This is a genomic window from Ohessyouella blattaphilus (assembly GCF_024721265.1).
GTDB classification, from domain to species: Bacteria; Bacillota; Clostridia; order Lachnospirales; family Lachnospiraceae; genus Aequitasia; species Aequitasia blattaphilus_A.
Map to the genome: position 1 here is coordinate 44993 of NZ_JAMXOC010000008.1, position 24697 is coordinate 69689.

Below are 24697 nucleotides of genomic sequence, written 5' to 3' on the forward strand. Positions count from 1 at the left end.
ATGACAAAAAAGTACAAGTCTATAGCGATTATGATGATGATAATACTCCTTTTTCCTTCGCAGCTAGTGCAGGCAGCAGAACCTATCGATGGAATGGCGGAAGAGGGAACCTTGCAGGAGCTAGAGGAAAGCGCCCTGAAAATGCCGACGGAGACAGCGGATATTGCGGATTGGCCAGTAGGACCTGCTACCCATGGCCGTAGTGCCATCGTCATGGATGCGGATACGGGAGCGATTCTTTACGGCAAGAATATTGATGAGAAAGAATTTCCGGCCAGTATTACAAAAGTGCTCACCGCCTTAATCGCTTTTGAAAATAGTGAACCGACCGATTCTGTCACCATCTCGGAAGAGTGTGAGTACTCGGTCCCCGTCGGGTATACCCATGTAGGGCTAAAGACCGGGAACGTGCTGACGATGGAAGAAGCGCTACTAGCCACCTTACTGGCCTCAGCTAATGAAGCAGCGTACTCGGTGGGCGAGAATGTAGGGAAGAACGCCGGTCACGATTACCAGTGGTTTATCGAAGAGATGAACCGTCGGTGTCAGGAACTAGGAGGTTTAAATTCTAATTTTGTGAACACCAACGGCCTTCATGACGAGAATCACTATACGACGGCTAGAGACATGGCTATCATTGGCCGCGAGTTATGTAAGTATCCGGAGTACTTCACCTTGAGCCAGACTCTAGAGCGTCAGATTCCCGCCACCGAGACCTGCGTCGAGCTGAATCTTTGGCAAGGGGATATGATGCTTTGGCCCTCGGCTGAGGATTATTATGAGCCGGTCATCGCTGGAAAGACAGGTTATACGGATTCGGCGAGGAGTACCTTGTTTACCGTAGCTGATGATGGTAACATGCGCTTAATCTGTGTGGTGCTTCATACCTATGGCGCTAATTCTTACGCAGATACGAAGAGTCTCTTAGAATATAGCTTTGCCAACTTTAAAAAGACTGAAGCCCTAGGAGCGGAAGTGGTCTTACCAAAGGACGCGTCCGCCGAAGAGGTGAGTCTGGAAGAGGTAAAAAACCCTAATGGGACGATGACCACAAACTACCTCTATAAAGGTCAGCTAGTGGGAACGAAGACCAGTGCAAAAAAAGCTGAAACTCCCAGTAAGGATAGTGATGCCGAGGAAACGCCGGACACTTCTAGAAAGACGAGAGCGAAAACTTCGATGGGGAAGACGATTATCCTAATTGCTATAGGAGCCGTACTGGTACTGATACTTCTATTTTTAGGCGGGGCGATTTTAAGACAGAAAAGAAGGCGAAAAGGAAGGCGCAGAAGACGACACCACAGGCGGTAACCCTTGACGTATAGCCTTTTTTTTACTATAATAGGAAGATATTATGAAAAAGACTATGACGAAGACAGTAGGTCGATGCAGAAAGCAAAAGCGAGTCAGGGACGGTGTGAGCCTGATGTTAGTATGTAACGAGTGAACATCACTTCTGAGTTCCGGTTGCCAAAGGCAGGGCCAAGTAGTAAGCGGCGGATTCTTCTCACGTTACGGAGAAGGCATATGATAGTATGTTAGGTGGTTTATAAGCGATATTTTTCTCGTCCTAATTTTAGATTAGGGCGAGTTTTTTCATTAAGGAGGAAAGTTATGTACGACAAAGTGCAGAAGGATTTAAATTTTGTAGACCGTGAGAAAGCGGTAGAGAAATTTTGGAAAGACAACGAAATCTTTGAAAAGAGTATGGAGCAGCGGGAAGGCCAGGAGATGTATATGTTTTACGACGGGCCCCCGACCGCAAATGGTAAGCCTCATATCGGTCACGTGCTAACTCGCGTTATCAAGGATATGATTCCCCGTTACCGGACGATGAAAGGGTATGAAGTGCCGCGAAAAGCCGGTTGGGATACTCATGGCTTGCCGGTAGAACTGGAAGTGGAGAAAGAGTTAGGACTCGATGGAAAAGATCAAATCGAAGAATTTGGTCTCGAGCCATTTATTAAAAAATGTAAAGAAAGCGTTTGGCGTTATAAAGGCATGTGGGAGGATTTTTCCGATACCGTTGGTTTCTGGGCGGATATGGAGAATCCTTATGTCACGTATGACAACGATTATATTGAATCCGAGTGGTGGGCACTAAAAGAAATCTGGGACAAGAGTCTCTTATATAAAGGCTTTAAAGTGGTGCCTTACTGCCCGCGCTGCGGCACGCCTCTATCCGCTCAAGAAGTGGCTCAGGGCTATAAAGACGTTAAGGAAAAATCAGCCATCGTCAGATTTAAAATCAAAGACGAGGATGCGTATGCACTTGTGTGGACCACCACCCCGTGGACGCTGCCTTCTAACTTAGCTCTTTGTACGAATCCCAAGGAAGAGTATGCAAAAGTGAAAGCGGATGACGGTAAGGTGTACTATTTGGCCAGTGCTCTCCTTGAGCAGGTACTGGAGATGCCCTATGAGGTATTAGAAACCTTTACGGGAAAAGAGCTAGAAGGTAAGGAATATGAACCCCTCTTTGAAGGGGCGAAAATAGCTGCGGATAAAGCGAATAAAAAAGCCTTCTTCTTTACTTGCGCCGATTACGTTACCTTGACTGACGGTACGGGCATTGTTCATATTGCGCCGGCCTTTGGTGAAGATGATGCCAAGGTGGGGAGAGAATACCACTTGCCTTTCGTTCAGCTTGTTAATAGTAAGGGCGAAATGTCAGGAGGGGCGCCGTTTGACGGAGTGTTTGTCAAAAAAGCCGATCCCCTTATCTTAGAGGAATTAGAAAATCGCGGGCTTTTATTTGCCGCTCCAGTTTTTGAACATAGCTATCCCCATTGCTGGCGCTGTGATACACCGCTTATTTATTACGCACGGGAGTCTTGGTTTATCGAGATGACCGCCGTTAAAGAGAACTTGATTAAAAACAACAATACCATTAACTGGATCCCTGAGAATATCGGGAAGGGTCGCTTTGGTGATTGGCTAGAAAACGTCCAGGACTGGGGCATCTCGAGAGACCGCTACTGGGGGACGCCACTGCCAATCTGGCAATGTGAATGTGGACACCAACACGCCATTGGCGGTATTGAAGAGCTTAAGAAGCTTTCTGATAACTGCCCAGATGACATTGAGCTCCACCGCCCATACATCGATGAGGTAACAATCCCTTGTCCGATTTGCGAAAAGCAGATGTACCGGGTGCCAGAAGTTATTGACTGCTGGTTTGACTCAGGAGCGATGCCTTTTGCCCAGTATCACTATCCTTTCGAAAATAAAGAGCTTTTTGAAAAGCAGTTTCCTGCCGACTTTATTAGTGAGGCGGTAGATCAAACCAGAGGTTGGTTTTACTCTTTACTGGCGATTTCCACCCTACTTTTTGATAAAGCACCCTATAAGAACGTCATCGTTCTCGGCCACGTCCAAGACGAAAAAGGCCAGAAGATGAGCAAGTCTAAAGGAAATGCGGTGGATCCCTTTGAAGCCTTAGAGACGTATGGAGCCGATGCGATTCGCTGGTATTTTTACGTGAATAGTGCGCCTTGGCTACCGAATCGCTTCCACGGACAAGCTGTACTGGAAGGTCAGCGCAAGTTTATGGGAACCCTCTGGAATACGTACGCCTTCTATGTCTTGTACGCCAATATTGATAACTTCGATCCCACAAAATACGAGTTTAATTATGAGCAGCTGCCGGTTATGGATAAGTGGCTTCTGTCAAAGCTCAATACCCTGGTTAAGGAAGTGGACGAGGACTTAGCGAACTACAAGATTACCGAGCCAGCAAGAGCGCTCCAGAGCTTTGTGGATGACATGAGTAACTGGTACGTTCGCCGCTCAAGAGAGCGCTTCTGGGCCAAAGGTATGGAGCAGGATAAGATTAACGCCTATCAAACCCTTTATACTGCCCTAGTGACCGTATGTCAGGTGGCGGCACCGATGATTCCTTTCATGACGGAAGACATCTACCAAAACCTTGTAAGAAATATCGATAAGCGGATGCCAGAAAGTATTCACCTCTGTGATTACCCAGAGTATCACCAGGAGTTTGTGGATCAGCAATTAGAGGCGGATATGGACCGGGTACTAAAAGTAGTGGTTATGGGCCGGGCTTGTCGCAACACCGCGAACATCAAGAATCGTCAACCGATTGGTCAGATGTTTATTAAGGCGCCCTTTAGCTTTTCGGATTTTTACAAGGATATCGTGAGCGAAGAGTTGAATGTGAAAGAAGTGCTCTTTAAAGAAGATGTGAGTGCTTACGCTTCTTATAGCTTCAAGCCCCAGTTAAAGACGGTGGGGCCGAAATACGGAAAGCTTTTAGGTGGCATCAAACAGACGCTAACAGAGCTTGATGGCAATGCGGCCATGGATGAACTTAACCGAGAGGGAGCGATTAAGTTCCCCGTGAATGGTCAAGAAGTGACCCTCTTTAAAGAGGACTTATTAATTGAGAACGCCCAGATGGAGGGCTTTGTTTCGGAAAGCGACAATGGCATTACCGTGGTTCTCGATACCCACTTATCGGAAGAGCTTTTAGAGGAAGGTTTCGTTAGAGAAATCATCAGTAAGGTTCAGACCATGCGAAAGGAAGCGGACTTTGAAGTCATGGATAAGATTCTCTTAACGTATGAAGGGAATGACAAGATTGTTGATATATTTACCCGCAATGGGGAATTTATTGCGGAAGAGACTATGTGTGCTACAGTTAGCCACGAGGCCCCGAAAGGTTTTGTGAAAGCCTGGAAGATTAACGATGAAGATGTAGAGTTAGGTGTAGAAAAAGTATAAAAAATGAGAGTGTTTTACGGGAGGCATAATGTTTGATAAGAGACTAGACAAAAAGAAATTTAAAGAAGAAGTAGAAAGTAACTTAAAGCTATTGTATCGCCATACGATTGCGGAGGCTTCACAGCAAGAACTGTTTCAAGCGGTTTCTTACGCCGTTAAAGAAGTGATTATGGACGATTGGATTAGCACCCAGAAGGCCGTTAAGGAACAAGGGGCGAAAACGGTGGTGTATTTATCGATGGAGTTTCTCATCGGTAGAGCTCTAGGAAATAATTTGATTAATATGAATTCCTACCGTCAAGTGGAAGATTGCTTGGCGGAAATGGGGATTGATCTAAATGCCTTAGAGAATCAGGAGCCGGATCCGGCCCTTGGAAACGGCGGGCTAGGTCGCCTAGCTGCCTGTTTCTTAGAGTCTTTAACCACCCTCGGTTATCCAGCATACGGCTGTGGTATCCGCTATCGCTACGGTATGTTTAAGCAAAAAATCGAAAATGGCTATCAAAGAGAGGTTCCAGATGATTGGCTAAAGGATGGGTATCCGTTTGAGCTGCGTCGTCCGGACTTTACCCAAGAGGTTCGCTTCGGGGGAACGATTCATTTTGAAAAGGATGCAAATGGTGATGACTGCTTTATCCAGGAGAATTACCAGTCAGTTAAGGCAGTGCCTTATGAGATACCAATTGTGGGCTACGGCAACCACATGGTAAACTCCCTTTGTATCTGGGATGCCGAACCAATTGTGAACTTTAATCTAGATTCCTTTGACAGTGGAAACTACCATAAGGCCGTAGAACAGGAGAATATCGCGAAGAATATTGTGGAGGTGCTTTATCCCAATGATAATCATATCGCCGGTAAAGAGTTGCGCTTAAAGCAGCAATATTTCTTTATCTCGGCTAGCTTGCAATCTGCCCTTCAGAAGTTTAAAAAGACGGGTGCTTCTATTTTTACACTACCAGACAAAGTGGTTTTCCAGATGAATGATACTCACCCGACGGTAGCTGTCGCTGAGCTGATGCGCTTACTTCTTGATCAGGAGCATTTAAGCTGGGAAGAAGCGTGGGGTATTACGACGAAATGTGTAGCCTATACGAATCACACGATTATGTCAGAGGCGCTTGAGAAGTGGCCAATTGATTTATTTGAAAGATTGCTTCCACGAGTGTACCAAATCGTTCAGGAAATCGATCGCCGTTTTGTAGCAGAGGTTCGTTCCCGCTATCCAGGTAATGAAGAGAAGGTAGCGAGGATGGCCATTCTCTACGATAAGCAAGTGCGCATGGCACATCTAGCCATTGTGGCGTCGTTCTCCGTCAATGGAGTGGCGGCCTTACATACAGAGATTCTTAAAAATCAGGAACTAAAAGATTTTTATGAAATGATGCCGGATAAATTCAACAATAAGACTAACGGGGTTACCCAGCGGCGTTTCCTAATGCATGCGAATCCTTGGCTATCGGATTGGATTACTCTCGAGCTTAAAACCACAGAGTGGGCCACAAATCTGGATTTACTAGCAGGGCTTAAAGCCTTAGTAGATAACCCAGCGGCTCAGTCTGATTTTATAGAGATTAAGAAGCAGAACAAGATTCGCTTAGCTCAGTATATTAAGGAGCATAATGGGATAGAGGTCGATCCAGAGTCTCTTTTTGATATCCAGGTTAAAAGGCTTCACGAATATAAGCGGCAGCTGCTTAACATTTTACACGTTATCTATCTGTACAATCAGATTAAAGAAAATCCGGAGCAAGAGGTGCAAAAGCGGACCTTTATCTTTGGAGCGAAAGCGTCAGCTGGCTATATTCGGGCGAAAGAGATTATTAAGCTCATTACCTCGGTGGCGGAAGTGGTTAATAACGACGCTAGTATAGATGGTAAAATCAAGGTAGTGTTTATTGAGGATTACAAGGTTTCCAATGCCGAGATTATCTTCTCTGCTGCGGATTTAAGTGAGCAGATTTCTACAGCTTCTAAGGAAGCTAGCGGTACCGGCAATATGAAGTTTATGATGAATGGTGGGGTGACCATCGGCACGATGGACGGTGCCAATGTGGAGATTGTGGAGGCGGTTGGGGCTGAGAATGCCTTTATCTTTGGCCTTTCGTCTGAGGAAGTCATTCAGTACGAAAACCACGGTGGCTATAATCCGCAGGATATCTACAATAGTGATCCTAAGCTTAGACAGGTGATTGACCAGCTAGTAGACGGTACCTTTGCTGGGGGGGACCGGGAAATGTTCCGTAATATTTATGATTCTTTACTTACAAATAAAAGCGGACGAGCAGATCAGTATTTTATTTTGAAAGATTTTGACTCCTATCGCCAAGCGCAAGCGGCAGCAGTCGCCGCTTACAAGGATAAAAGTGCGTGGGCGCGGATGGCCATGATGAATACGGCCTGTAGTGGTAAGTTTTCTTCGGATCGAACGATCGAGGAGTATGTAAGAGATATTTGGCACTCGCAGAAAATTCAAGTAGAAGGGAAGTAAGTTTATGAATGAAGAACGCTTTGCAATGATGTTTGTAGCTCTTTATCTAGTGGTAATAGTAGTGCTTATGCTAGGTGGTTTACTTTCGTATATCTTAAAGGGGGTAGGGCTTTATACGCTAGGAAAAAGAAGAGGCCTTGAAAACCCTTGGTTGGCTTTTATTCCCTATGCCCGTACGTATTTTCAAGGCGAGCTCTGCGGGCCTCTTAAGGTGGCAAAAAAGGAGATGAAACACCCAGGTCTTTGGATGATTCTCCTACCCATATTTGGTAGCATTATTTCCGGTATCTTTGTGGCTATCGTATATGCCATCCTTCTCGGTAGTCTCCTAGGGCTAGCGGGTTCGACGAGAATGACAGATCCTAGCGCTTGGGCTAGTTACTTAGGCGGCCACATGGTTATTCTTCTGCTCGTAATGTATGTGCTTTTGATTTTAGTGAATCTAATTATCGGTGGGATTAATTCTGCTTTGACAGCCCTTGTGAATCGCCGTATATATAGCGCCTTTACTACCGATACTCATGCAGTGTTTCACGGGGTTATGGGATTATTCATCCCCTTATACACCGCCATCTATTTATTTATGATCAGGAATAGGGAAGCCAATGGCACAGCAGTATAAAGATAAGACCTCTAGCAAGAATTATGTGTATATTCTTGAGTGTAAGGACCAGTCGCTTTACACCGGTTGGACCAATGATTTAGAGAAACGCATAAAAGCTCACAACGAAGGGCGTGGAGCAAAATATACAAAAGGCCGAGGACCGGTAAAACTTCGGTATTACGAAGAATACCCCACAAAAGAAGAGGCAATGAAACGAGAATGCCAAATAAAAAAGCTTACTCGCACGGAGAAGCTTTCGTTGGGGACACACTTTTTCTTAATTGGGGAGGTCGTTTTTTGAAAAAACGACCTCCCTAAAGGATTTTCCAGACGAAGATGTAGTGGCAAATACTGCCAGCCATCACGAATAGATGAAAGATTTCGTGTGAGCCAAAGTATTGATGCTTACTGTTAAAAATAGAAAGTTTTAAGGCGTAGATGATGCCGCCGATCGTGTAGATAATGCCCCCTGCCAGGAGCCAGATAAAGGAACTGGTATCGAGGGCTTTTATTAATGGTGCAAAAGCGAGGACACAGGTCCAGCCCATGCCGATATAGAGGACGGAGGATACCCACTTAGGGCAGTAGACCCAGAAGGCCTTCAGAATAATACCAACGAGGGCAAAGCACCAAATAATCGCTAGCATGATATAACCTAAGCGGCCCCGAAGAACAATGAGACAAACGGGAGTATACGTCCCGGCGATGAGTACGCAAATCATCATGTGATCACACTTCTTGAGGATTCGATTGATTCGTTCAGAACGATCGAAGGTATGATAAGTCGTGCTAGCGGCGTAGAGTAAGATAAGACTGATTACGTAAATAGTAACGGCTAGGAGTGAGAGAGAATCCACTTTGCTAGCGCGTATAAGTAGAGGGATCATGCCCCCAAGAGCGAGGATGAGCCCGATTAAATGAGTAATTGAACTACCTGGGTCTTTAATGTATTTATCTAGTTTAGCACCCATCAAAAAACATCTCCTTTCGATACGTAGTAATCAAAACTACATGATGTATAAAAAGATAATACATCATACAGAAGAGAAGTGCAAGCGTTTTTGCATAAAAAAAGGACCCTACCCCAGTAGAGTCCTTAAAAGTATCTCTCTTTACTTTTTCTTGTTGCTTAGTAGTTAACCACTTGTCTTTCGAAGTATGCTTGTGGGTGTGCACATACCGGACAGACCTCAGGAGCATCTTCTGCATTATGGATATAACCGCAATTGCCACACTTCCATCCAAGAGGAGCATCGCCTTTAAAGGTAGTACCGTTATTGTAGCTTTCAAGAAGCTTACGATAACGCTTTTCATGTGTTGCTTCTACAAGGGCAACGCCTTCGAATTTAGCTGCTAAATCATCAAAACCCTCTGCTCTAGCGTCTTCTGCCATACGTTTGTACATATCTGTCCATTCGTAGTTTTCGCCAGCGGCAGCAGCTTCTAGGTTAGCGGGAACATCGCCAATACCTTCAAGTTCCTTGAACCATAACTTCGCATGCTCTTTTTCGTTAATAGCAGTTTCCATAAAAATGTTTTGAATTTGTACATAACCTGCTTTTTTAGCAACGGAAGCAAAATAATCGTATTTGTTACGTGCCATTGATTCACCGGCAAAGGCCTCATTTAAGTTCTTCTCTGTTTTAGTACCTGCGTATTTTGACATATTGTTACCTCCTCTTTATTTGTCTATTAATACTATAGGACAAGAAAATACGGTTTTCAATTAAATAAGTATAAACTTTAATTAAAGTATCGTTTAAGTAATCCTTCAAAAGCTTTGCCGTGGCGAGCTTCGTCTCTTGCCATTTCGTGTACAGTATCGTGAATGGCATCTAGGTTTTGCTCTTTTGCCTTTTTAGCTAAGGCGAATTTACCAGCAGTTGCGCCGTTTTCGGCATCTACGCGCATTTCTAGGTTTTTCTTCGTGCTATCAGTTACCACTTCGCCCAGCAGTTCAGCAAATTTAGCAGCGTGTTCAGCCTCTTCCCAAGCAGCTTTTTCCCAGTATAGACCGATTTCCGGATAACCCTCGCGGTGAGCAACTCTAGCCATAGCTAAGTACATACCAACTTCGGAACACTCACCTTCAAAATTCATACGCAAATCCTTGATGATATCCTCAGAAACGCCTTTAGCTACGCCGACAACGTGTTCAGCTGCCCAAGTTTTCTCGCCGCTTACCTGCTCTTTAAACTTTTCTGCTGGTGCCTTACATTGTGGACAGGCCTCAGGTGCGGTGTCTCCCTCGTGTACGTATCCACAGATTGTGCAAATAAATTTTTTCATTTTAAAAATCCTCCTTATTGTGTGTTAGTCTCTTCTAGACAGTGTTTGCAAAGCCCGAAAAACTGAATCTCGTGATCCTTCACAAGACCGTCATAGGTGCTCTGCGCCTGATCGTTAATTGAGGAAATAATGCTTTCATCAAGACTTATGTCCTCAACCCGCCCGCATTTTTCGCAAATTAAATGGCAGTGATCCGAAACATCAAAATCAAACCGAATACCGCCGTCGCTAGTAGGAATCTTAATGATTTCTCCCATATCGACTAAGAGATTTAGATTGCGGTAGACGGTTCCCAAACTGATGTTAGGGTAGTCCTTTTTTAGCTCTGCGTAAACGGTATCAGCGGTAGGATGTTCTTTTGTACCAGCAAGATATCCTTTAATGGCTTCTCGCTGACGACTAAATTTTAGAGTCGGCATAAGTACCCTCCTTGAATAATAATAACGATTACTATTATTATAGATTCTAGATAAAGAAAAGTCAAGCATTAGGTTAGACTATTTACACTTGTAGTCCATGTGCAAAACTACAAAAATAAAGAAAAATTAAAGGGAAAACAAAAAAGAGACTTATCCAAGTTATCCACAGAAAAAGGAACGAAAAAGGTGGATAAAATTGAATTTTCGCGAAGTTATCCACATTATCCACAGTCCAAAGGGCGTTTTTGGGGGACAAATCAGGGCAAAAAAAGAACAGACGTTTTGTAAAGAAATGATAAAATTGGTGTTTCGGAAATAAATATTCGAATTATCATTGACTTTTAAATCTTCGCACAGTTTGTTAAATTAACTGAATTTACTGTCAAATCTTTACAAACTACGGATCCGGTTCTATAATGTAGATACTGAAAAAAAGGAGGCAAAGAAATGGCTGAGATAAATAAAGATATGACCATTGGTGAGCTACTAAACGTAAATGCAAACGTAGCCCCAATCCTCATGGAAGTTGGCATGCACTGCTTAGGTTGTCCATCTGCACAAGGTGAGTCAATCGCCGAAGCAGCGATGGTTCACGGCATAGATGCAGATCTACTAGTAGAGAAGATCAAAGCATTTGTGAACGCAGAAGGAAAATAGCATAAAAATAGCGGCGACTTTAGATACTAATCATCTAAAGTCGCCGCTTTTTTTACGCGTTCATTTTTTCCACTAACTCGTTCTTATCGGTTTCTGATAGTTCACCCATCTTCCAGCCAAGCCCCACCTTGTCACCGCTATTTCGCGGAATCAGGTGCATATGAAAGTGAAAGACCGTTTGCCCAGCGGACGCTTCGTTGTTCTGAATAATATTGTAGCCGTCACAGCCGAGAATATCCTTTAGTTTATTGACCATCTTTTTCGCTAGCGGCATGACTTCTCTGGCGACCTCATCCTCTAGATCAAATAAGTTGCGATAGTGGTCTTTGGGGATAATCAGCGCATGCCCCTTGGCGGCTGGTGAAGCATCCAGGATTACGCGAAACTTATCATCCTCATAAAGGGTCGCTGTCTCGATATCGCCGTTTGCCAGTTTACAAAAAATGCAATTTTCATCTTTCATTAAAAAGTCCTCCTTCTAATCCTGCATCCAATCGAATTGTTGATACTTATTTCTTTTCTTTTTAGGATGGTACACCAGTATGGCGATGAGTACGCCAAAGATAAGTCCGCCGAGATGGGCGAGGTTATCTACGCCCGTACTGGTGTAACCGTAGTAGAGAGAGAAGAGGGCCATCATAATCAAGCGGTTACTGCCTAGGTTGCCGATTCGCCCTTTATTGCGAATAGCGACATAAATCAAGGCTCCCATTAAGCCGAAAATGGCACCAGAGGCTCCCGCGGAAATACTGTAGCTCTCGGTGAAATAATCCCAACCAGCCGATAAAGCACTTGCCCCTAAGCCGCTTACGAGGTAAATTACAATCATCTTAAGGGTGCCTACTTCCCGCTCCAGAATCGTTCCATAAAGTCCTAGAGAAAGCATATTATTTGCTAAGTGGCTAAAGCCAAAATGCAAAAACATGCAAGTGAACAAGCGATAGTATTCCCCGTTTTCGATGATGAAAGGCACATAAGAAGCCCCGTGCTCTAACATAAAGTAACCGTCTTCGGTCTGACCGATCATGGATAGGCCTAGGAAGATTGCCACATTAACACCGATGAGAATCAAGGTCACCGGATAGTTCTTAAAAGCATTTGTCATTCCCTTCTCCCCTTTCTAAATTATTAATAGTATAGCATATTTTAGAAAGGGTGTTGAGGGAAATCGTTACAGCTCTTCATCGATAAAAAGGTCATCAAAATTTCCCCATTTATTCTTTTTCCGCCGTTTAAAGAATTTTCCAGAACCTTCTCGGATTTTGCCAGGAGGAGTTCCGGCCCTCGCCTCTTGGTCAACTCGTTCCTTTACTAGGGCAACCTTCTTCGGCGGCGTGAAGGCGAGGTATTCTTTTAAGAGGCTAGGCAAGTGACAATCCCCTTTGGTAGCCAGTTCGTAAAAAAAGTATACCCGAGAAATCAGCTCCTCATCCTGGTGATTTAGCTTAGTGACAAAATAGTCGGCGAGTTTTCGTAGCTCTGCCTTCGCTTCTATTTCCTTCCCGGGAAAGTAACAAAAAGAAAACTCCGTCCCGTCATAATAGATATCTTCAGGGGTTAGCATTAGCTTTTCTTCATATAAAAGGAAGCGATCGGTTTCTTTACAGGCGGTTAACAAGTTGGATGCGAAAGTCTTTAATAGAGCCACACTTAATCTTTCTTCTTCTAATAGAAGTAGAAGAGAAATCTTTCCGCTAGTGTGAAAGTGATACTCGGATTTATCGTTTATGCCCATGCCCCGAACGGGAATGATTCCCTTTAATTCATTCATCTTGAGCATCGCCATCTGATAATCCTCTTTATAGCTAGTCGCTACGGTGATTGTAAACGTTTTTTCCATATATAATGTTTTCGCAGAGTGTCTTCGCCGTAGGTAATGGCAGCCTCTTGGCGAATGGCGACTTTCGCCGGACCTTTGTTTCCTAAAAGTTCTACTAAGACCCGTTTCTCATCAAGAGTTACTTTTTCGGCACTGACGGTGAGAAAAAGGCAGCGGCCGTTTACCCGTTCACGAAGGAGCACCTCTAATTCCTCCTTTTCAAAATCCTTCTTTCTCGCCTTCATACTGCCTACCACCGCACACTCATAAGCGGCGCTATTTAAAACTGCCTTATCGTGAAAGAAAAAGATGGTATAGATAACGGTTATAAATACGAAGGCGAAGATACCCATCAGGTAGGTCATTTCAATGGTAAAGCTACCCTTTACGGTTTTCCTCTTCATTAGAACATCACCAACAGGTAACTAGCTAAGAGAAAGGGCAGATAAGGAGCTTCCTTTCTTTTGGTGATGACACACCATAGAGCAATAAACAGACAGCTGATAATGACCATAAGAATCACATCCAGGGCCCCGAGGGCCAGGGCGAGAAAGCCGATAATTAGACTATCGGCGTAGCCGATTTTTTCCTCTGTATAACGACTAATTAACAAAAAAGCGATAAAGACCACGACCCCAGAGGCGGTTCGTCTTAACTGCCAAACGGGCGCTTGTCTTAGGCCGATTAATAAGGTTATGGCGGTAACGAGGAGTCCGCCACCGATCAGGGTGTTTAAGTACAGTCGCTGACTCTTAATATCGTGATAAGCGTGATAGCCGAGATAACCTAAAATTAAACATCTTTTTATAGTTATTAACCACATCTTTTACACCTTCCTTTTCCGATTACTTCATTAATAGGTACTGCATAAATGGTGCGCTTAAGGCCGCTACAACTTAGACTTCCGTGATAGCGGTCGCCGTAGTCGGTGATGTAGACGCTTGTCAGAGCAGTGCCTTTTTGACACTGTTCACAGGGGTGATACTTACCGCCATTTTCATTTCGCAAAGAGAAGACCTCTTTGTTTGTAACCATCTGAATCGAAAGCTGCAAGTGAGTACACTGATGATTTACATGGTAGACCAGTCCGGTTTCGGTAATGTAGACGGTTTCGGTGGCGGTATCGCTACCTGTGGCTGTATAGCCAGTCCAAGCCTTTAGACGAAGTTCGTCCCGCTGGGTTAAGGCCTTAGGGCGAAAGGGAACAAAGGGCATTTCTAGCTCATAGGTAACGGTAGCGTAAAGCATTCCCGTATTATTCTGGAGATAGGAGCCAGAGCAGCTGATGCTCCCGGATTTAACGAGACTTCTCGCTAGCCGTTCGCGACCGATGGTTTCCTGAATCTCCTGTTCTAAACCAGTGGTCGATAGGAAGAGCTCGTTAATTCCGCCAGCGGCCACTTTTTTGGCACTGCTATAGAGGGCGCTGCGCATGGATGTTTTAATGGCTAGCGTCTCTAAGAGAAAGGCCAAGGTCAGCATGGCGAGAAAGAAGAGGGGAAGAGCCAAGGCCGCTTCAAGGGTAATGCTTCCTCTAGCTGAGACGGTTACAGATGTCCTCTTGACAGATTTTTCTTGAGTATCTTCTGATAAGGGAATCTTCTTTGTCATAGTACGAATCCTTCTCCTTTCTTTTTATATTTCTAAAATCGTTTATGGGAATACATGGCGTCAAAAAGGACATCTGTAACCATCTCAGAGGTATTCATATTCGCAGGTATAGGTGTAGGTTATCCCTCGGCGTAGTGAACTAACTGCTTGCAGCTTAAGACCGCAAAAGAGCTGGTCTACCTTGACAAAGCTTTTCCCATTAAGAGCTAGATTGCGCTCGATTAAGTCAAGAGCCCGCAAAGCTAAGACTTCGGGTTTGCGAAGGGTTAATAGTAGCCGCAAGTAGTCCTGATAGGACAAGCCTTTTTCATTATCGGCACCGGCAAAGGTATCTTCTTCCGTACCTAGGGTAAAAAGGGACATCAGCTGGAGCTGCCAAGTATCTTTTGTCTTTAATAGAGACACTTTATTGCCAGCTAATAAGGTCCGGACATCCATAATTCCCTCCCCGTAGGACCAGGCTAGGAGAATACCCTGAGTTAAGGCTTCGGCTAACATCGGCAGTTGCACCGCAGTTGCCAGCGTGGTTGCGAGAACACTAGCTTCGGCTTTCTTTTCACCATCGGTCTGAATATAGAGGTAGTTCAGGCCGAAGCGAATTCCTAGAAGGCTACCAATAACGGCTTCTAGGTTATCTTGATCGCTACTTTTGCCCCCGAGTAAATACTCTTGTTCGTAAGCGAGAGCACGCAGGCTTTCGGTGCTGGTAAAAGAGTGAAAGTGATCCAGCAGATATTCGGCAAAGGCTAGGCGCTCCATGCCCCCAGCGTTGTCAGTAGCCATGTTGCCAGTCATTAAGGTACGCTCAGACGGCAAGGTCTCTGAGTTTTCTAAGTTTTTTTCCGAGAGGCTTTTATCCTTCGGTAGCACCAGCTTTAGAAGGGATTGTCCTTGAAGCTCTAAAAGCTTAGCTAGAGGATTATTTTCACTGGGAAGGGATACGTCGTTTTCTGATAAAACATCTTGAACGCTTCCTAGGAGCTCCTTTTCTTCAAGGATTACGCCCTCTTTAGCGGCTTCAATCTCTTCTGAATTAGAACCAGATCCGGGAAGTTCTAGCTGTGATAATCCGTATTTGGCCTTCGTATAGGCGACGCCTTGCTTGATAAAAGGCGCACCGCTGGCATCGCTGAGCAATCGTTTCTCAACTAGCTGGTAAGTGGTACCTTCGCCGGCAAAGAAAGCTAATCTGGTTTTTACTTTCTCCTCATCGTAAGTGCCGCTTTCGTAAGTGGACTCTAGGGCGAAAATACTGTATTCTTCCAGTAAATCTTTTTGGTATTCGGCAAAGATGGATTCTAAAGCGCTATTTACTTCGATGCGACGGTAGTTCTTGGCCATATTAAGGGAGGCGCTTTCTACCAAGGCGGCCAGAAAGGCCAAAAGAATAATAATGACGAGACTTAAATAGACGGTCAGTGAACCAGAACAATTTAGATGCCTGAGCTTTCGCTGGTGATCTTGGCAAAGATGGTCTCTACCAGACTGATCAGTTGGTTCTTGAAAATCAAAACCAGGGCAATTAAGACCACGAGGATTAAGATTACCTCGACGACGCCAATACCTTGGCGATTTTGCATTATTTTGTTTAGACGAAATAAAAAATAATTCAATAGCAAACTCCTTTCAAATATTAATCGATAAAAATGCGGGAATCACGATGACTGCTAAAGCAATGGCCAGCATCATAAACATGGGCAGCAGTAGCTTGGTACCGGCTTCTTCACCTAAGCGCTTTGCTCTGAGCTTTCGCTCGAGAAAGGCTTCCCGGCCTTCGCTTTTTAACTGCTCCGCTAACCCGGTGCTACCTTGCTTTAAGTGCTGACTTAAGAGCGCCGAGAGCCGTAGGTACGGCTTTAGCTTACAACGCCGCCCAAAGTCTTCAAAGCTTTTGGCTTCGGACTTTCCGCTAGTGATCTCGCTGTAGGTCTGTTTCATTTCTTGATAGGCAAAACGCTCGTCCAGGTCCTTACCTAGGCGCGCAGCGTCTTCGATAATCCGCTTCCAGGCGGGAAGGAGGACCATCCCTGAGCTTAGCAGCATCGTTAGCTTGTAGATGATTTCATGGTAGTCAAGGAGCATTTGCCTCTCCTTTTGTTTCTGTTTATCCGCCACATCTTGATGCTTTTTGGCAAAAGCCAAGATTCCAATAAGTAAGCCAAATAGCATAATCGTAATTCCCCGATAAGTAAGTGGGCGATAATAGGTGAGGGCTTCTTCCTTAAATTCTCTTGGTAAGGCAAAGTTCTCTTCGGTCCGACTTCCTTCTTCCTTTTCTTTAATAATTTTCTCAAGTTGAAAAACCTCCTTCTCCTTTTCTGAGGGGAATGGGGGGAATATACAAGCGGCGAATTCGACCTGGGTCTGTAGCTGGGGACGCTGCTGATAAGAAATAACCGCTCGTAGGTTAACAAGTGTCCCTTCTTCTGCGAGATTGTCGGTGTTGATTTCGCCGTAGAGATTAATGATGTCGTAGCGGTCAGGGTACCAATCCACAGTGAAAGGCTCTTGAGGAATTTTGGTAATCAGCCTTAGATTACTAGTTACCTTATCAAGGCTTTGATTATCCCCTAAGATATAGGTTTCTAACTGAGCACTCTCTCTTTCGAGAATCTTACTAACTTCGGCGTCTGCATACTCCCTGGCTTCAATTTCCACTTCTAAGGACTCGGTGGAGTCTCCGATTTCCACTTCTAAAGCTTCTTTCTTTGCGCCTTCTACGGCGGTACCTCTTTTAAAGACGGGCTCAACTTCTTTTTTTGAACGGGCCAAATCAAAAATAAATATAGCGATTCCTAGGACCAAGATAAGGACGCTGAAAAGAATCAGACTTCTATATTTGTTATTTTTGATCCGATATAAATTGCGGTTAAATAAATTGCTAAGCAAATGGTCATCACTCCTGTTCCTAATAAATTACCGAACAACACCTGGTTAAAACCAGGAAAACTAATCTGGACGTAGCCAATGATAAAAAAGGGGATACCCTGCATAATACTAAATTCTAATTTTTTGGCGCTCAGGATGGTTTCAATTTCCTTGCGTACGTCTTCCTTTTCACTGATTTGATGGCTTATCTCATCGATGATTGCCACCAGATTGCCGCCGCTGCGTTTGGCGGTGACAAAGCAGGTTGTAAAGTTTCCTACTTCTTCGTCCTGGGTACGTTCGTACATCTCTAAAAAGGCCCGCTCAATGGGAATATTTAACTGAAGTTGATGACCGATAACAGAAATTTCGGTAAAGATCCGGGCCGGCTTCTCGTAGAGAAGGGCCAACTCTTTGCCGGCTCTAAGAACAGCATTTTCCAGCGAATAACCAACAGACATGTTAGCGGAGATTGTGAGCACAAAATCCTTGAACTGCTGTTTGAACCGACTTTTCTTTTTATCTAAGGTTCGGGAATACCAATTTCGAAAGCGAAGAAAGCAAAGGGGGGTAAGAGCGAGAAGAGCCCAGAAGGAGCGATAGAAGATGATGGCCACTGCCAAGGTGTAGGCCCAGGCGGTGAGGACGCCAAGGGTATATTCCTTAAAGCTGATATCCTGCCGCCAACAGCTTTTCGGTGTGATAAATGTCGTTAACTTTTGTCCAACTTCCTTGACCATAGCCCTCCTCTCGGTATTCATACAATACGTTTAAAACGATTTCTTCATTCTTATATTCTTTTACTTCCGAGACCTCTAGTACTTTCCGAGACTTATCCCGGAGGCGGCCGAGATGAATAAAAATATCGATTCCGGAAGCGATCTGTCGCCTAATAGCCTGTAAGGGCATTTCCATCTTATTCATCAAGACCATGGTCTCTAGCCTGGCAATCATGTCCATACAACTATTGGCATGCCCGGTGCTGATACTGCCGTCATGTCCGGTATTATAAGCTTGCAGAAGAGACAGTGCCTCTTCCCCCCGGACTTCACCGATGATAATCCTATCAGGGCGCATCCGCAAAGCGGTCTTTATCAGCGTGTGAATGGGAATTTCACCCTTGCCCTCGGTGTTAGCGCCTCGGGCTTCGAGGCGAACCAGATTAGGAAGGCTACGGATGTTTAGTTCGGCATTGTCTTCGATGATGATAAGACGCTCGTCTTTCGGAATGGTTTCCGCAAGAGCGTTAAGAAAGGTGGTTTTCCCTGACCCGGTGCCGCCGCTGATAAAGATATTGTAGCGGGCCGCCACTAGTATGCTTAAAAAGTGAACGATATCCTCACTTACAGATCCGCGGCGGATCAGCTCCTTTAGGTTCATACCGGCCTTAGAAAATTTGCGGATGGTCACCACTGGACCGTCTAGGGCAATAGGACTCAGAACCACATTGACCCGGGAGCCATCCGCCAGTCTAGTATCCACAATCGGTGAAGATTCGTTGACCAGACGATTGGTCTGGGATACGATCTGTTGAATAAGGTCATTTAAACGTTCGGTTGAGGAAAACCGCTTTTTCGAGTCGTAGAGCCTGCCTTCACGTTCGTAAAAGATATTTTGCGTGCCGTTAATCATAATTTCAGTGATGGCTTCGTCGTGGAGAAAATCCTCCAGCACGTCTAGTTTACGCAGGGTATTAAATAACTCTTTGCCAAGAGCAGTACGTTCGTCGATAGCCATATAATCGTTCTGGGTATGCTCTTTGATGACCTTGTGGATCAGTCTCACTAATTCTTGATCGTCAAACTCCTGAGTAAGGTCAATTTCACCTAGGATTTTTTCATGTAGGATTTCGAATCTATTCATCGGTAAGTTCCTTTAACTCAATTTTTTGGGCTAAGCTACCGTCGCCAAGAAAAGACAGTTCGGCGAGACACCGATCGATTATTTCCCGGTATTCCTGTTGGGGTCGATAAGGCAGATAGACCTTTTCACATAAACCGAGGATTGCTGTGAGGCCCTGAAGGCCTTCACCGATATCGAGAACAATCTGTTCGTAAAGACTGCCTCTTATCACCTCGCCTACCATGGCGACCCAGATTTCTGGCGGAATGCGCCCCAAATCTTCTTTTAAGGGTGGCTCCAAATAGTCGAAGCCCTCCAGCCTAGAGATCAGCATTGGCAAATACGTCCGCATATCTTGGCCTTCTTGCTCCACAAAATATAGTAAATCAGCCACAGTCGCTGGCGATTCCACTCCCAGCTGGCGCATACTGGCGTATGCCTGAAGGCTAATTAGTAAGACGTTGGCATTTCTTCCTAAATCCTTACCGAGACTCTGGGCATAACGGCTCTTTTCCACCGGGTTAACCGGTGAGAAAACGCCGATTACGGTCGCTTCTGTCTTACTTTTGGAGTCAAAAAATAGGCCCCTTGTTCCTTTAGCGGCGTGCTCTTCTGTAAAAATTATTTCTAGTATTTGTTCACCACTTTGATACTTAAAAATCCCTTTCTCATCTGCTGCTAGCACTTCGGTGCCGGTTACTGTAAAAACGAACTTCGCCTTTGCCTTAATCTGCGTGCGACTTATTTCGTCAAACTGGGAAGCAATCAGTAAATAGTCAATCTCGCCATTTATTTCAAGATTTTCTATCTCCCTCGGATGATCGCAAACAAAAACCTGGAGGGCGAGTTCTTTGCGTTCGGATATAAACCGACCGAGTGCTTTAGCGTATGCCACTTCCGTATCACAAATCACAATATTCTTGTAATACAATTGCTCCTCCTTTTCAATTTTTTCAAGTTTAAACTAATCCTTTTGTCTGGTATTTATGTCTTGATGAAAGACTGTGATGTTCTGCTTGTTACTTCGCTTTGAACCTTAGATAGTTCTAGAAATTTCTGTTTAGACCGAGCCAGAAAAGGCTGGTTCGTAGATTATACCGTATTGTTTTTTGCTTTGTCTAGTTGGCGATTTTACCAAAACATATTTTCGTTAAAGGCAAAGCCGCACGTTACCTTGGTAAAGTGCGGCTTTGGTGCTAAATCTTAAATTTTACTTCCCGATCGGTCCAGTGGTAAGGGTGATAACGTACCCCTGCTGCATCAAACATTCGCTTGGAGGCAATCACGCCGTGGGTCTCGTGGTACTTGTCATCGCCATAGATAACCTCTTTAATTCCGCTTTGAATAATCGCTTTAGCGCATTCATTACAAGGGAATAAAGAGACGTAAATCTTGCTACCTTCTAGACTACCCCCTTTGTAGTTGAGGATCGCATTTAATTCGCTGTGAACGGTGTAGACGTATTTCGTCTCTAACGGATTTTCGCCTTCGCGAATCCAAGGAAATTCGTCATCATCACAGCCCTTTGGCAAACCGTTATAACCCATGGACAAAATTTTATTATCCTGATCCACAATACAACAGCCTACTTGGGTGTTGGGGTCTTTTGAACGCATCCCCGAAAGCAGTGCCACACCCATAAAATATTCATCCCAGCTTATATAATCTTTTCTTTTCCCACTCATCCTCGATTACCTCACTTTATTTTGTTCCGAAAATACGATCTCCGGCATCGCCAAGACCAGGTACAATATACGCATGATCATTTAGTTTTTCATCTAACGCCCCAATATATAATTCCACATCAGAATGCTCATCCTGCATTCTCTTTACGCCTTCAGGAGCCGCGATAATACACATAAAACGAATGCTTTTTACGCCTTTGTCCTTTAGCATCTGAATGGCAGCCACACTGGAACCACCAGTAGCTAGCATGGGATCAACCACAAAGACCTCCCGTTCACTAGAGTCGGCCGGCAATTTGCAGTAGTATTCTACCGGTTCTAGGGTTTCGGGATCTCGGTACAGACCAATATGACCCACTTTTGCCGCTGGAACCATGTCTAGCATACCGTCAACCATTCCTAGGCCTGCTCGTAAAATCGGCACAATCGCCAGCTTTTTACCGCTTAATTCCTTTCCGACCATTTTCCCCATCGGTGTCTCGATTTCCACGTCCTGCAACTTAAGATCTCTCGTAGCTTCGTAGCACATAAGGGCTGCGATTTCCCCAACGGCGCTACGGAAGTCTTTGGAGCCGGTATCCTTTCTCCTAATATAGGTGATTTTGTGCTGAATTAGCGGGTGGTCCATTACGTGAACATTTGACATTTTTACTTATCCTCCTTGGTTAAATTGATGATTGCATGACCGGCAGCTTTCACAAGCCGATTCATAATTGCTTTCCCCATGCCTTTTTCGGCAAACGCTTCGCTATAGATGTAATCCACACCCATATCATCGAAGCTGCGAAGACTCTCATATAATCCTTTAGCAATACTAGCATCGTCCTGGCGGGTCCCGATAATCCGTACCTGTTCGTCTGGGTAGAGATAGGCAGACTCGGTTGTGGCAAGGACGCCTACCGTGAAGCCTTGTGCTCGTTTTTCCCGGGCCAGTTCATTGATTTTTTCGGCCACAGCCCTCGGCTCGCCTTTAATAATCACCAGCTGTCCCCTGGGAGCGTAGTGCTTGTATTTCATCCCTGGAGCCTTAGGTCCAGATTGGGTACCTATTTCTTTCCCGCCATCGATAATTTCACCGATGGTGTTCCTAAGCATACTTTTCGTAATCGCTCCCGGGCGGAGAATCTGAGGCGGTTCTACGGTTAAGTCAACTATGGTCGATTCCAGACCGATGCTAACTTCGCCACCATCCACAATCATCTCGATTTTGCCTGTCATATCCTCAAGGACTCTGGCCGCATTAGTTGGGCTTGGCTTTCCGGAAGTATTGGCGCTAGGGGCCGCGATATAGCCGCCACCAGCTTCGATAACCGCTCTCGCGATTTCCCAGTCAGGCATCCGTACGGCCACCGTTTCAAGCCCCCCGGTGGTTCCGTAGGGAACGCAGCTGGCTTTATTCAAAATAAGGGTCAAAGGGCCCGGCCAAAAAGCGCTGGCTAGGGCTTCGGCTTTTTCAGGAATCTCCGTGACGATTTTCGCTAGGTCTTCAAGCTTTGCAATATGGATAATCAGCGGGTTATCTGAAGGCCGCCCTTTTGCCTCGTAGATTTTAGCAGCGGCTTCTTCATTTAGGGCATCCGCTCCGAGACCGTACACCGTCTCCGTGGGAAAAGCCACTAAACCGCCGGATTTTAGAATTTCTCCAGCTTCATCAATGGCCTCCTTATCGTGTATTATATCGTTCACTTTCTTTACTATCGTTTTCATGTTTTCAATTATACTACAAAAAAAGCCTTACGAACATCATTTATCGTCCGTAAGGCAAATTCTATTATCTTTAATTCGTATATTGAATAATTAGGTTCCAGATATTTGTATCTTCTTGTCCGAGAGACCAAGCAGCTACCCCAGCTAGATGATACTCTTTCATCAGCTTAAGCTTGGCTTCAATCGCCACCTCATCCTCAGGCCAGATCTTATACGTAGTCCCGTCTTTTTCCCAGGTAGCAAAATTTACGCCGTTCGCTTCATCAAACGTAACCTGGGCGCCGTTATTGTTGATAATGGCCTGGGCATCCGCCATGCCATAGGCTTCGGAGGTAACGTTAGTGGCATACTCAGCCGCTTCCGTACCTTCTTGAGAGGCTATTTCCTCGGCGGTCTTGGGCGTTTCCATCCACAACCGGGTATAGAATGGCATTGCGTTAATCACCTTTTCAGCAGGCACTTCTTTTAACGTCTGTTCGATTCCTTCTCTTACAAACGGAATTGAAGCGACCGGACCAGCCACAGGGGATCCGCCCCAGTGCTCGTCGTAACCCATAATGATTACGTAATCGGCAAAGACGCCTTGTTCAGCTCGGTTATAGTGGGTGTTGTGACCTTTTGGTACGTAATTATCCACCGAGAATACCAGGCCGTTTTGGCGACACTTTACGGATAGTTCCCGGACGAACTGAATATAATGCTCCCCGCATTCGGTAGAAACCATTTCAAAGTCTAAGTTAATGCCGTCGATACCGCTTTGAAGAGCGGCGGCAATCAGTTGGTTAATCAAATTCTCTCGCCTCGAGGTATACTTAAGAAGCTCCAGGGTCTGTTCATAAGAAGATATCCCGCCATCAAAGTCCCTAAGGGCCGCCCAAACTTCGATGTTTGATTGATGACAGTAATTAACGTACGTCGTATCCGCGATGGAATCGATGTTGCCGGCGGTGTCCTTTACGTGGAACCAGGTGGGCGAAATGGTGGTTAAGCCCTTGGTATTCGCAATCGTTGCTAAGATACCGTTATTGGCATAAGCGTTGCTAACGTTGTGCCAAGCCATATTGATGGTTTGGTTCTTAGAGATACTGGTAAATTCAGGCTCCTCGTAGTTAACTTCCCGCTTTTCGGTGCGCTCGTCGTTTAAGAGGCTCTGCTTAATATAGCCGATGTAGCCGTCTTTCGTTCGCACTTTTTGCCAGTCGTCTAAAGCTTCGATAACCGTTACCGTATCTTTGGCTGCGACCTCTGTTAAATAGGGGCTCTTTACCCCAGCTTGAAAGCGAACGTAATTCTTTCTTTTAACAGTAGCTACTTTTGTTTCTGTTCCGGTATTCACTACCACCCTTTCCGGATCCTTGAAGACTTCGAAATCCATATTCGTATACTTCTTTACGAAATCAAGGGCGATAAAGGCCGTGCTTCCTTCGGTTTTTAATATAACATAGTCTTCCGTGTTCTTTTCTTTTGATACCTGATACTCCTTGGAGCCTACAGGTACCTGGATAACGTCGTTCGGCAACGTGTATAATAGAATATTTTCATTAGGATCCCAATAGAAACGCTGATTGATCAGGTCGCGAACGGTCTCGTACCTTACGTAGGTTCTGCCTTCTTCGACCTTACCTTTTAGCTCCGCTATCTGATTGTCAACAATTACAGCGAGTTGACCTTCGCTTTCTATTCCATAATATTCATTCAAATTCGCCTGCTCTTTCGAGGGGCTATATCTATTCCATAAGAAAAAACCGACAATAGCGGCAAGGATGAGGATAATCAAAAGCACGGTGGAGATCACAAGATTTCTTTGTCTTCTCCGCTTCCTTTGAACTCTTCGCCTTGCACCAGCGCGCTTCCGGGTCGTTCCGGTACCGGAATCCGGGGCCTTCGCCGGTCGTCGTTTCCTTTTCTGTAAATCCTTCTCTTCCATTACACACCTCCTACACAACCCCCATTATAGCAATA

Annotated in this window: 26 protein-coding genes; 6 read left to right on the top strand and 20 right to left on the bottom strand. The window is 45.0% G+C overall.

Features of this window, described 5'->3' with window-relative positions; translation table 11 throughout:
* The 5 genes from NHH16_RS07070 (at window position 1) to NHH16_RS07090 (ending at window position 8139) form a co-directional block, all read left to right on the top strand.
* Window positions 1-1311: a D-alanyl-D-alanine carboxypeptidase family protein gene (locus NHH16_RS07070; RefSeq protein ID WP_262068888.1), complete on the top strand. Its 1311-nt coding sequence runs from the start codon at window positions 1-3 to the stop codon at window positions 1309-1311.
* Window positions 1312-1614: 303 nt separating this feature from the next.
* Window positions 1615-4743, top strand: a complete 3129-nt coding sequence (ileS, locus tag NHH16_RS07075; protein ID WP_262068889.1) for an isoleucine--tRNA ligase — start codon at window positions 1615-1617, stop codon at window positions 4741-4743.
* A 28-nt stretch (window positions 4744-4771) separates the two neighbouring features.
* Window positions 4772-7234 carry a glycogen/starch/alpha-glucan phosphorylase gene (locus tag NHH16_RS07080; protein WP_262068890.1) on the top strand — a complete coding sequence of 821 codons (2463 nt, stop codon included), beginning with the start codon at window positions 4772-4774 and terminating at the stop codon, window positions 7232-7234.
* 4 nt (window positions 7235-7238) lie between these two features.
* Entirely contained in the window at window positions 7239-7856 is a 618-nt protein-coding gene (locus NHH16_RS07085; protein ID WP_262068891.1) for a hypothetical protein, read from the top strand.
* Window positions 7840-8139 (top strand): GIY-YIG nuclease family protein, encoded by a 300-nt coding sequence (locus NHH16_RS07090; RefSeq protein ID WP_262068892.1) that lies wholly within the window; start codon window positions 7840-7842, stop codon window positions 8137-8139. The genes NHH16_RS07085 and NHH16_RS07090 overlap by 17 nt, the downstream gene beginning before the upstream one ends.
* Before the next feature lie 13 nt (window positions 8140-8152).
* On the opposite strand, the gene trhA is transcribed toward NHH16_RS07090, so the two are convergent.
* The 4 genes from trhA to NHH16_RS07110 form a co-directional block, all read right to left on the bottom strand.
* Window positions 8153-8809, bottom strand: a complete 657-nt coding sequence (gene trhA / locus NHH16_RS07095) for a PAQR family membrane homeostasis protein TrhA (RefSeq protein WP_262068893.1) — start codon at window positions 8807-8809, stop codon at window positions 8153-8155.
* Window positions 8810-8967: 158 nt separating this feature from the next.
* On the bottom strand, window positions 8968-9504 hold the full coding sequence (gene rbr, locus NHH16_RS07100) for a rubrerythrin (protein WP_262068894.1): 537 nt from the start codon (window positions 9502-9504) through the stop codon (window positions 8968-8970).
* 77 nt (window positions 9505-9581) lie between these two features.
* Window positions 9582-10127 carry an NADH peroxidase gene (locus tag NHH16_RS07105; protein WP_262068895.1) on the bottom strand — a complete coding sequence of 182 codons (546 nt, stop codon included), beginning with the start codon at window positions 10125-10127 and terminating at the stop codon, window positions 9582-9584.
* A gap of 14 nt (window positions 10128-10141) precedes the next feature.
* Window positions 10142-10546: a Fur family transcriptional regulator gene (locus NHH16_RS07110; protein WP_262068896.1), complete on the bottom strand. Its 405-nt coding sequence runs from the start codon at window positions 10544-10546 to the stop codon at window positions 10142-10144.
* 447 nt (window positions 10547-10993) lie between these two features.
* Here NHH16_RS07110 and NHH16_RS07115 point away from each other — a divergent pair, with 447 nt between their 5' ends.
* Entirely contained in the window at window positions 10994-11203 is a 210-nt protein-coding gene (locus tag NHH16_RS07115) for a DUF1858 domain-containing protein (RefSeq protein ID WP_262068897.1), read from the top strand.
* Window positions 11204-11255: 52 nt separating this feature from the next.
* Here NHH16_RS07115 and NHH16_RS07120 read toward each other — a convergent pair whose 3' ends face one another.
* From NHH16_RS07120 to NHH16_RS07195, 16 genes are all read right to left on the bottom strand, one after another.
* On the bottom strand, window positions 11256-11666 hold the full coding sequence (locus NHH16_RS07120) for an HIT family protein (protein WP_262068898.1): 411 nt from the start codon (window positions 11664-11666) through the stop codon (window positions 11256-11258).
* A 15-nt stretch (window positions 11667-11681) separates the two neighbouring features.
* Window positions 11682-12308: a rhomboid family intramembrane serine protease gene (locus tag NHH16_RS07125; protein WP_262068899.1), complete on the bottom strand. Its 627-nt coding sequence runs from the start codon at window positions 12306-12308 to the stop codon at window positions 11682-11684.
* A gap of 66 nt (window positions 12309-12374) precedes the next feature.
* The gene (locus NHH16_RS07130; RefSeq protein WP_262068900.1) at window positions 12375-13043 is read right to left on the bottom strand and encodes a DUF6382 domain-containing protein; all 669 of its coding nucleotides are present in this window, start codon (window positions 13041-13043) and stop codon (window positions 12375-12377) included.
* Window positions 13016-13426 (bottom strand): TadE family protein, encoded by a 411-nt coding sequence (locus NHH16_RS07135; protein WP_262068901.1) that lies wholly within the window; start codon window positions 13424-13426, stop codon window positions 13016-13018. The genes NHH16_RS07130 and NHH16_RS07135 overlap by 28 nt, the downstream gene beginning before the upstream one ends.
* Window positions 13426-13845 (bottom strand): prepilin peptidase, encoded by a 420-nt coding sequence (locus tag NHH16_RS07140; RefSeq protein ID WP_262068902.1) that lies wholly within the window; start codon window positions 13843-13845, stop codon window positions 13426-13428. Before NHH16_RS07140 ends, NHH16_RS07135 begins: the two co-directional genes overlap by 1 nt.
* Entirely contained in the window at window positions 13836-14633 is a 798-nt protein-coding gene (locus tag NHH16_RS07145) for a pilus assembly protein (protein ID WP_262068903.1), read from the bottom strand. Before NHH16_RS07145 ends, NHH16_RS07140 begins: the two co-directional genes overlap by 10 nt.
* Window positions 14634-14717: 84 nt before the next feature.
* Window positions 14718-15974: a DUF5702 domain-containing protein gene (locus NHH16_RS07150; RefSeq protein WP_262068904.1), complete on the bottom strand. Its 1257-nt coding sequence runs from the start codon at window positions 15972-15974 to the stop codon at window positions 14718-14720.
* Between the two features lie 92 nt (window positions 15975-16066).
* Complete coding sequence (locus NHH16_RS07155; protein ID WP_262068948.1) at window positions 16067-16213, bottom strand: Flp1 family type IVb pilin; 147 nt, start codon at window positions 16211-16213, stop codon at window positions 16067-16069.
* 46 nt (window positions 16214-16259) lie between these two features.
* Complete coding sequence (locus NHH16_RS07160; protein ID WP_262068905.1) at window positions 16260-17522, bottom strand: type II secretion system F family protein; 1263 nt, start codon at window positions 17520-17522, stop codon at window positions 16260-16262.
* A complete protein-coding gene (locus NHH16_RS07165) occupies window positions 17459-18241 on the bottom strand; it encodes a type II secretion system F family protein (RefSeq protein WP_262068906.1) in 783 nt (260 codons plus the stop codon). Before NHH16_RS07165 ends, NHH16_RS07160 begins: the two co-directional genes overlap by 64 nt.
* Complete coding sequence (locus NHH16_RS07170; RefSeq protein WP_262068907.1) at window positions 18165-19364, bottom strand: CpaF family protein; 1200 nt, start codon at window positions 19362-19364, stop codon at window positions 18165-18167. Before NHH16_RS07170 ends, NHH16_RS07165 begins: the two co-directional genes overlap by 77 nt.
* Window positions 19357-20274, bottom strand: a complete 918-nt coding sequence (locus NHH16_RS07175) for a P-loop NTPase family protein (protein WP_262068908.1) — start codon at window positions 20272-20274, stop codon at window positions 19357-19359. The genes NHH16_RS07170 and NHH16_RS07175 overlap by 8 nt, the downstream gene beginning before the upstream one ends.
* A 265-nt stretch (window positions 20275-20539) precedes the next feature.
* Entirely contained in the window at window positions 20540-21028 is a 489-nt protein-coding gene (locus tag NHH16_RS07180) for a deoxycytidylate deaminase (protein ID WP_262068909.1), read from the bottom strand.
* 16 nt (window positions 21029-21044) lie between these two features.
* The gene (gene upp, locus NHH16_RS07185) at window positions 21045-21674 is read right to left on the bottom strand and encodes a uracil phosphoribosyltransferase (RefSeq protein WP_262068910.1); all 630 of its coding nucleotides are present in this window, start codon (window positions 21672-21674) and stop codon (window positions 21045-21047) included.
* A gap of 2 nt (window positions 21675-21676) precedes the next feature.
* Window positions 21677-22735 (bottom strand): L-threonylcarbamoyladenylate synthase, encoded by a 1059-nt coding sequence (locus NHH16_RS07190; protein WP_262068911.1) that lies wholly within the window; start codon window positions 22733-22735, stop codon window positions 21677-21679.
* Between the two features lie 70 nt (window positions 22736-22805).
* Window positions 22806-24662: a glycosyl hydrolase family 18 protein gene (locus NHH16_RS07195; RefSeq protein ID WP_262068912.1), complete on the bottom strand. Its 1857-nt coding sequence runs from the start codon at window positions 24660-24662 to the stop codon at window positions 22806-22808.
* Window positions 24663-24697 lie beyond the last annotated feature (35 nt).

Coding starts and splice junctions, on each gene's coding strand:
- trhA (WP_262068893.1), bottom strand. CDS start 8,809: ATGGGTGCTAAACTAGATAAATACATTAAAGACCCAGGTAGTTCAATT.
- NHH16_RS07190 (WP_262068911.1), bottom strand. CDS start 22,735: ATGAAAACGATAGTAAAGAAAGTGAACGATATAATACACGATAAGGAG.
- NHH16_RS07125 (WP_262068899.1), bottom strand. CDS start 12,308: ATGACAAATGCTTTTAAGAACTATCCGGTGACCTTGATTCTCATCGGT.
- NHH16_RS07115 (WP_262068897.1), top strand. CDS start 10,994: ATGGCTGAGATAAATAAAGATATGACCATTGGTGAGCTACTAAACGTA.
- NHH16_RS07150 (WP_262068904.1), bottom strand. CDS start 15,974: ATGGCCAAGAACTACCGTCGCATCGAAGTAAATAGCGCTTTAGAATCC.
- NHH16_RS07080 (WP_262068890.1), top strand. CDS start 4,772: ATGTTTGATAAGAGACTAGACAAAAAGAAATTTAAAGAAGAAGTAGAA.
- upp (WP_262068910.1), bottom strand. CDS start 21,674: ATGTCAAATGTTCACGTAATGGACCACCCGCTAATTCAGCACAAAATC.
- ileS (WP_262068889.1), top strand. CDS start 1,615: ATGTACGACAAAGTGCAGAAGGATTTAAATTTTGTAGACCGTGAGAAA.
- NHH16_RS07090 (WP_262068892.1), top strand. CDS start 7,840: ATGGCACAGCAGTATAAAGATAAGACCTCTAGCAAGAATTATGTGTAT.
- NHH16_RS07085 (WP_262068891.1), top strand. CDS start 7,239: ATGAATGAAGAACGCTTTGCAATGATGTTTGTAGCTCTTTATCTAGTG.
- NHH16_RS07135 (WP_262068901.1), bottom strand. CDS start 13,426: ATGAAGAGGAAAACCGTAAAGGGTAGCTTTACCATTGAAATGACCTAC.
- rbr (WP_262068894.1), bottom strand. CDS start 9,504: ATGTCAAAATACGCAGGTACTAAAACAGAGAAGAACTTAAATGAGGCC.
- NHH16_RS07105 (WP_262068895.1), bottom strand. CDS start 10,127: ATGAAAAAATTTATTTGCACAATCTGTGGATACGTACACGAGGGAGAC.
- NHH16_RS07155 (WP_262068948.1), bottom strand. CDS start 16,213: ATGCAAAATCGCCAAGGTATTGGCGTCGTCGAGGTAATCTTAATCCTC.
- NHH16_RS07170 (WP_262068907.1), bottom strand. CDS start 19,364: ATGAATAGATTCGAAATCCTACATGAAAAAATCCTAGGTGAAATTGAC.
- NHH16_RS07195 (WP_262068912.1), bottom strand. CDS start 24,662: ATGGAAGAGAAGGATTTACAGAAAAGGAAACGACGACCGGCGAAGGCC.
- NHH16_RS07120 (WP_262068898.1), bottom strand. CDS start 11,666: ATGAAAGATGAAAATTGCATTTTTTGTAAACTGGCAAACGGCGATATC.
- NHH16_RS07145 (WP_262068903.1), bottom strand. CDS start 14,633: ATGACAAAGAAGATTCCCTTATCAGAAGATACTCAAGAAAAATCTGTC.
- NHH16_RS07130 (WP_262068900.1), bottom strand. CDS start 13,043: ATGGAAAAAACGTTTACAATCACCGTAGCGACTAGCTATAAAGAGGAT.
- NHH16_RS07140 (WP_262068902.1), bottom strand. CDS start 13,845: ATGTGGTTAATAACTATAAAAAGATGTTTAATTTTAGGTTATCTCGGC.
- NHH16_RS07180 (WP_262068909.1), bottom strand. CDS start 21,028: ATGAGTGGGAAAAGAAAAGATTATATAAGCTGGGATGAATATTTTATG.
- NHH16_RS07165 (WP_262068906.1), bottom strand. CDS start 18,241: ATGGTCAAGGAAGTTGGACAAAAGTTAACGACATTTATCACACCGAAA.
- NHH16_RS07110 (WP_262068896.1), bottom strand. CDS start 10,546: ATGCCGACTCTAAAATTTAGTCGTCAGCGAGAAGCCATTAAAGGATAT.
- NHH16_RS07070 (WP_262068888.1), top strand. CDS start 1: ATGACAAAAAAGTACAAGTCTATAGCGATTATGATGATGATAATACTC.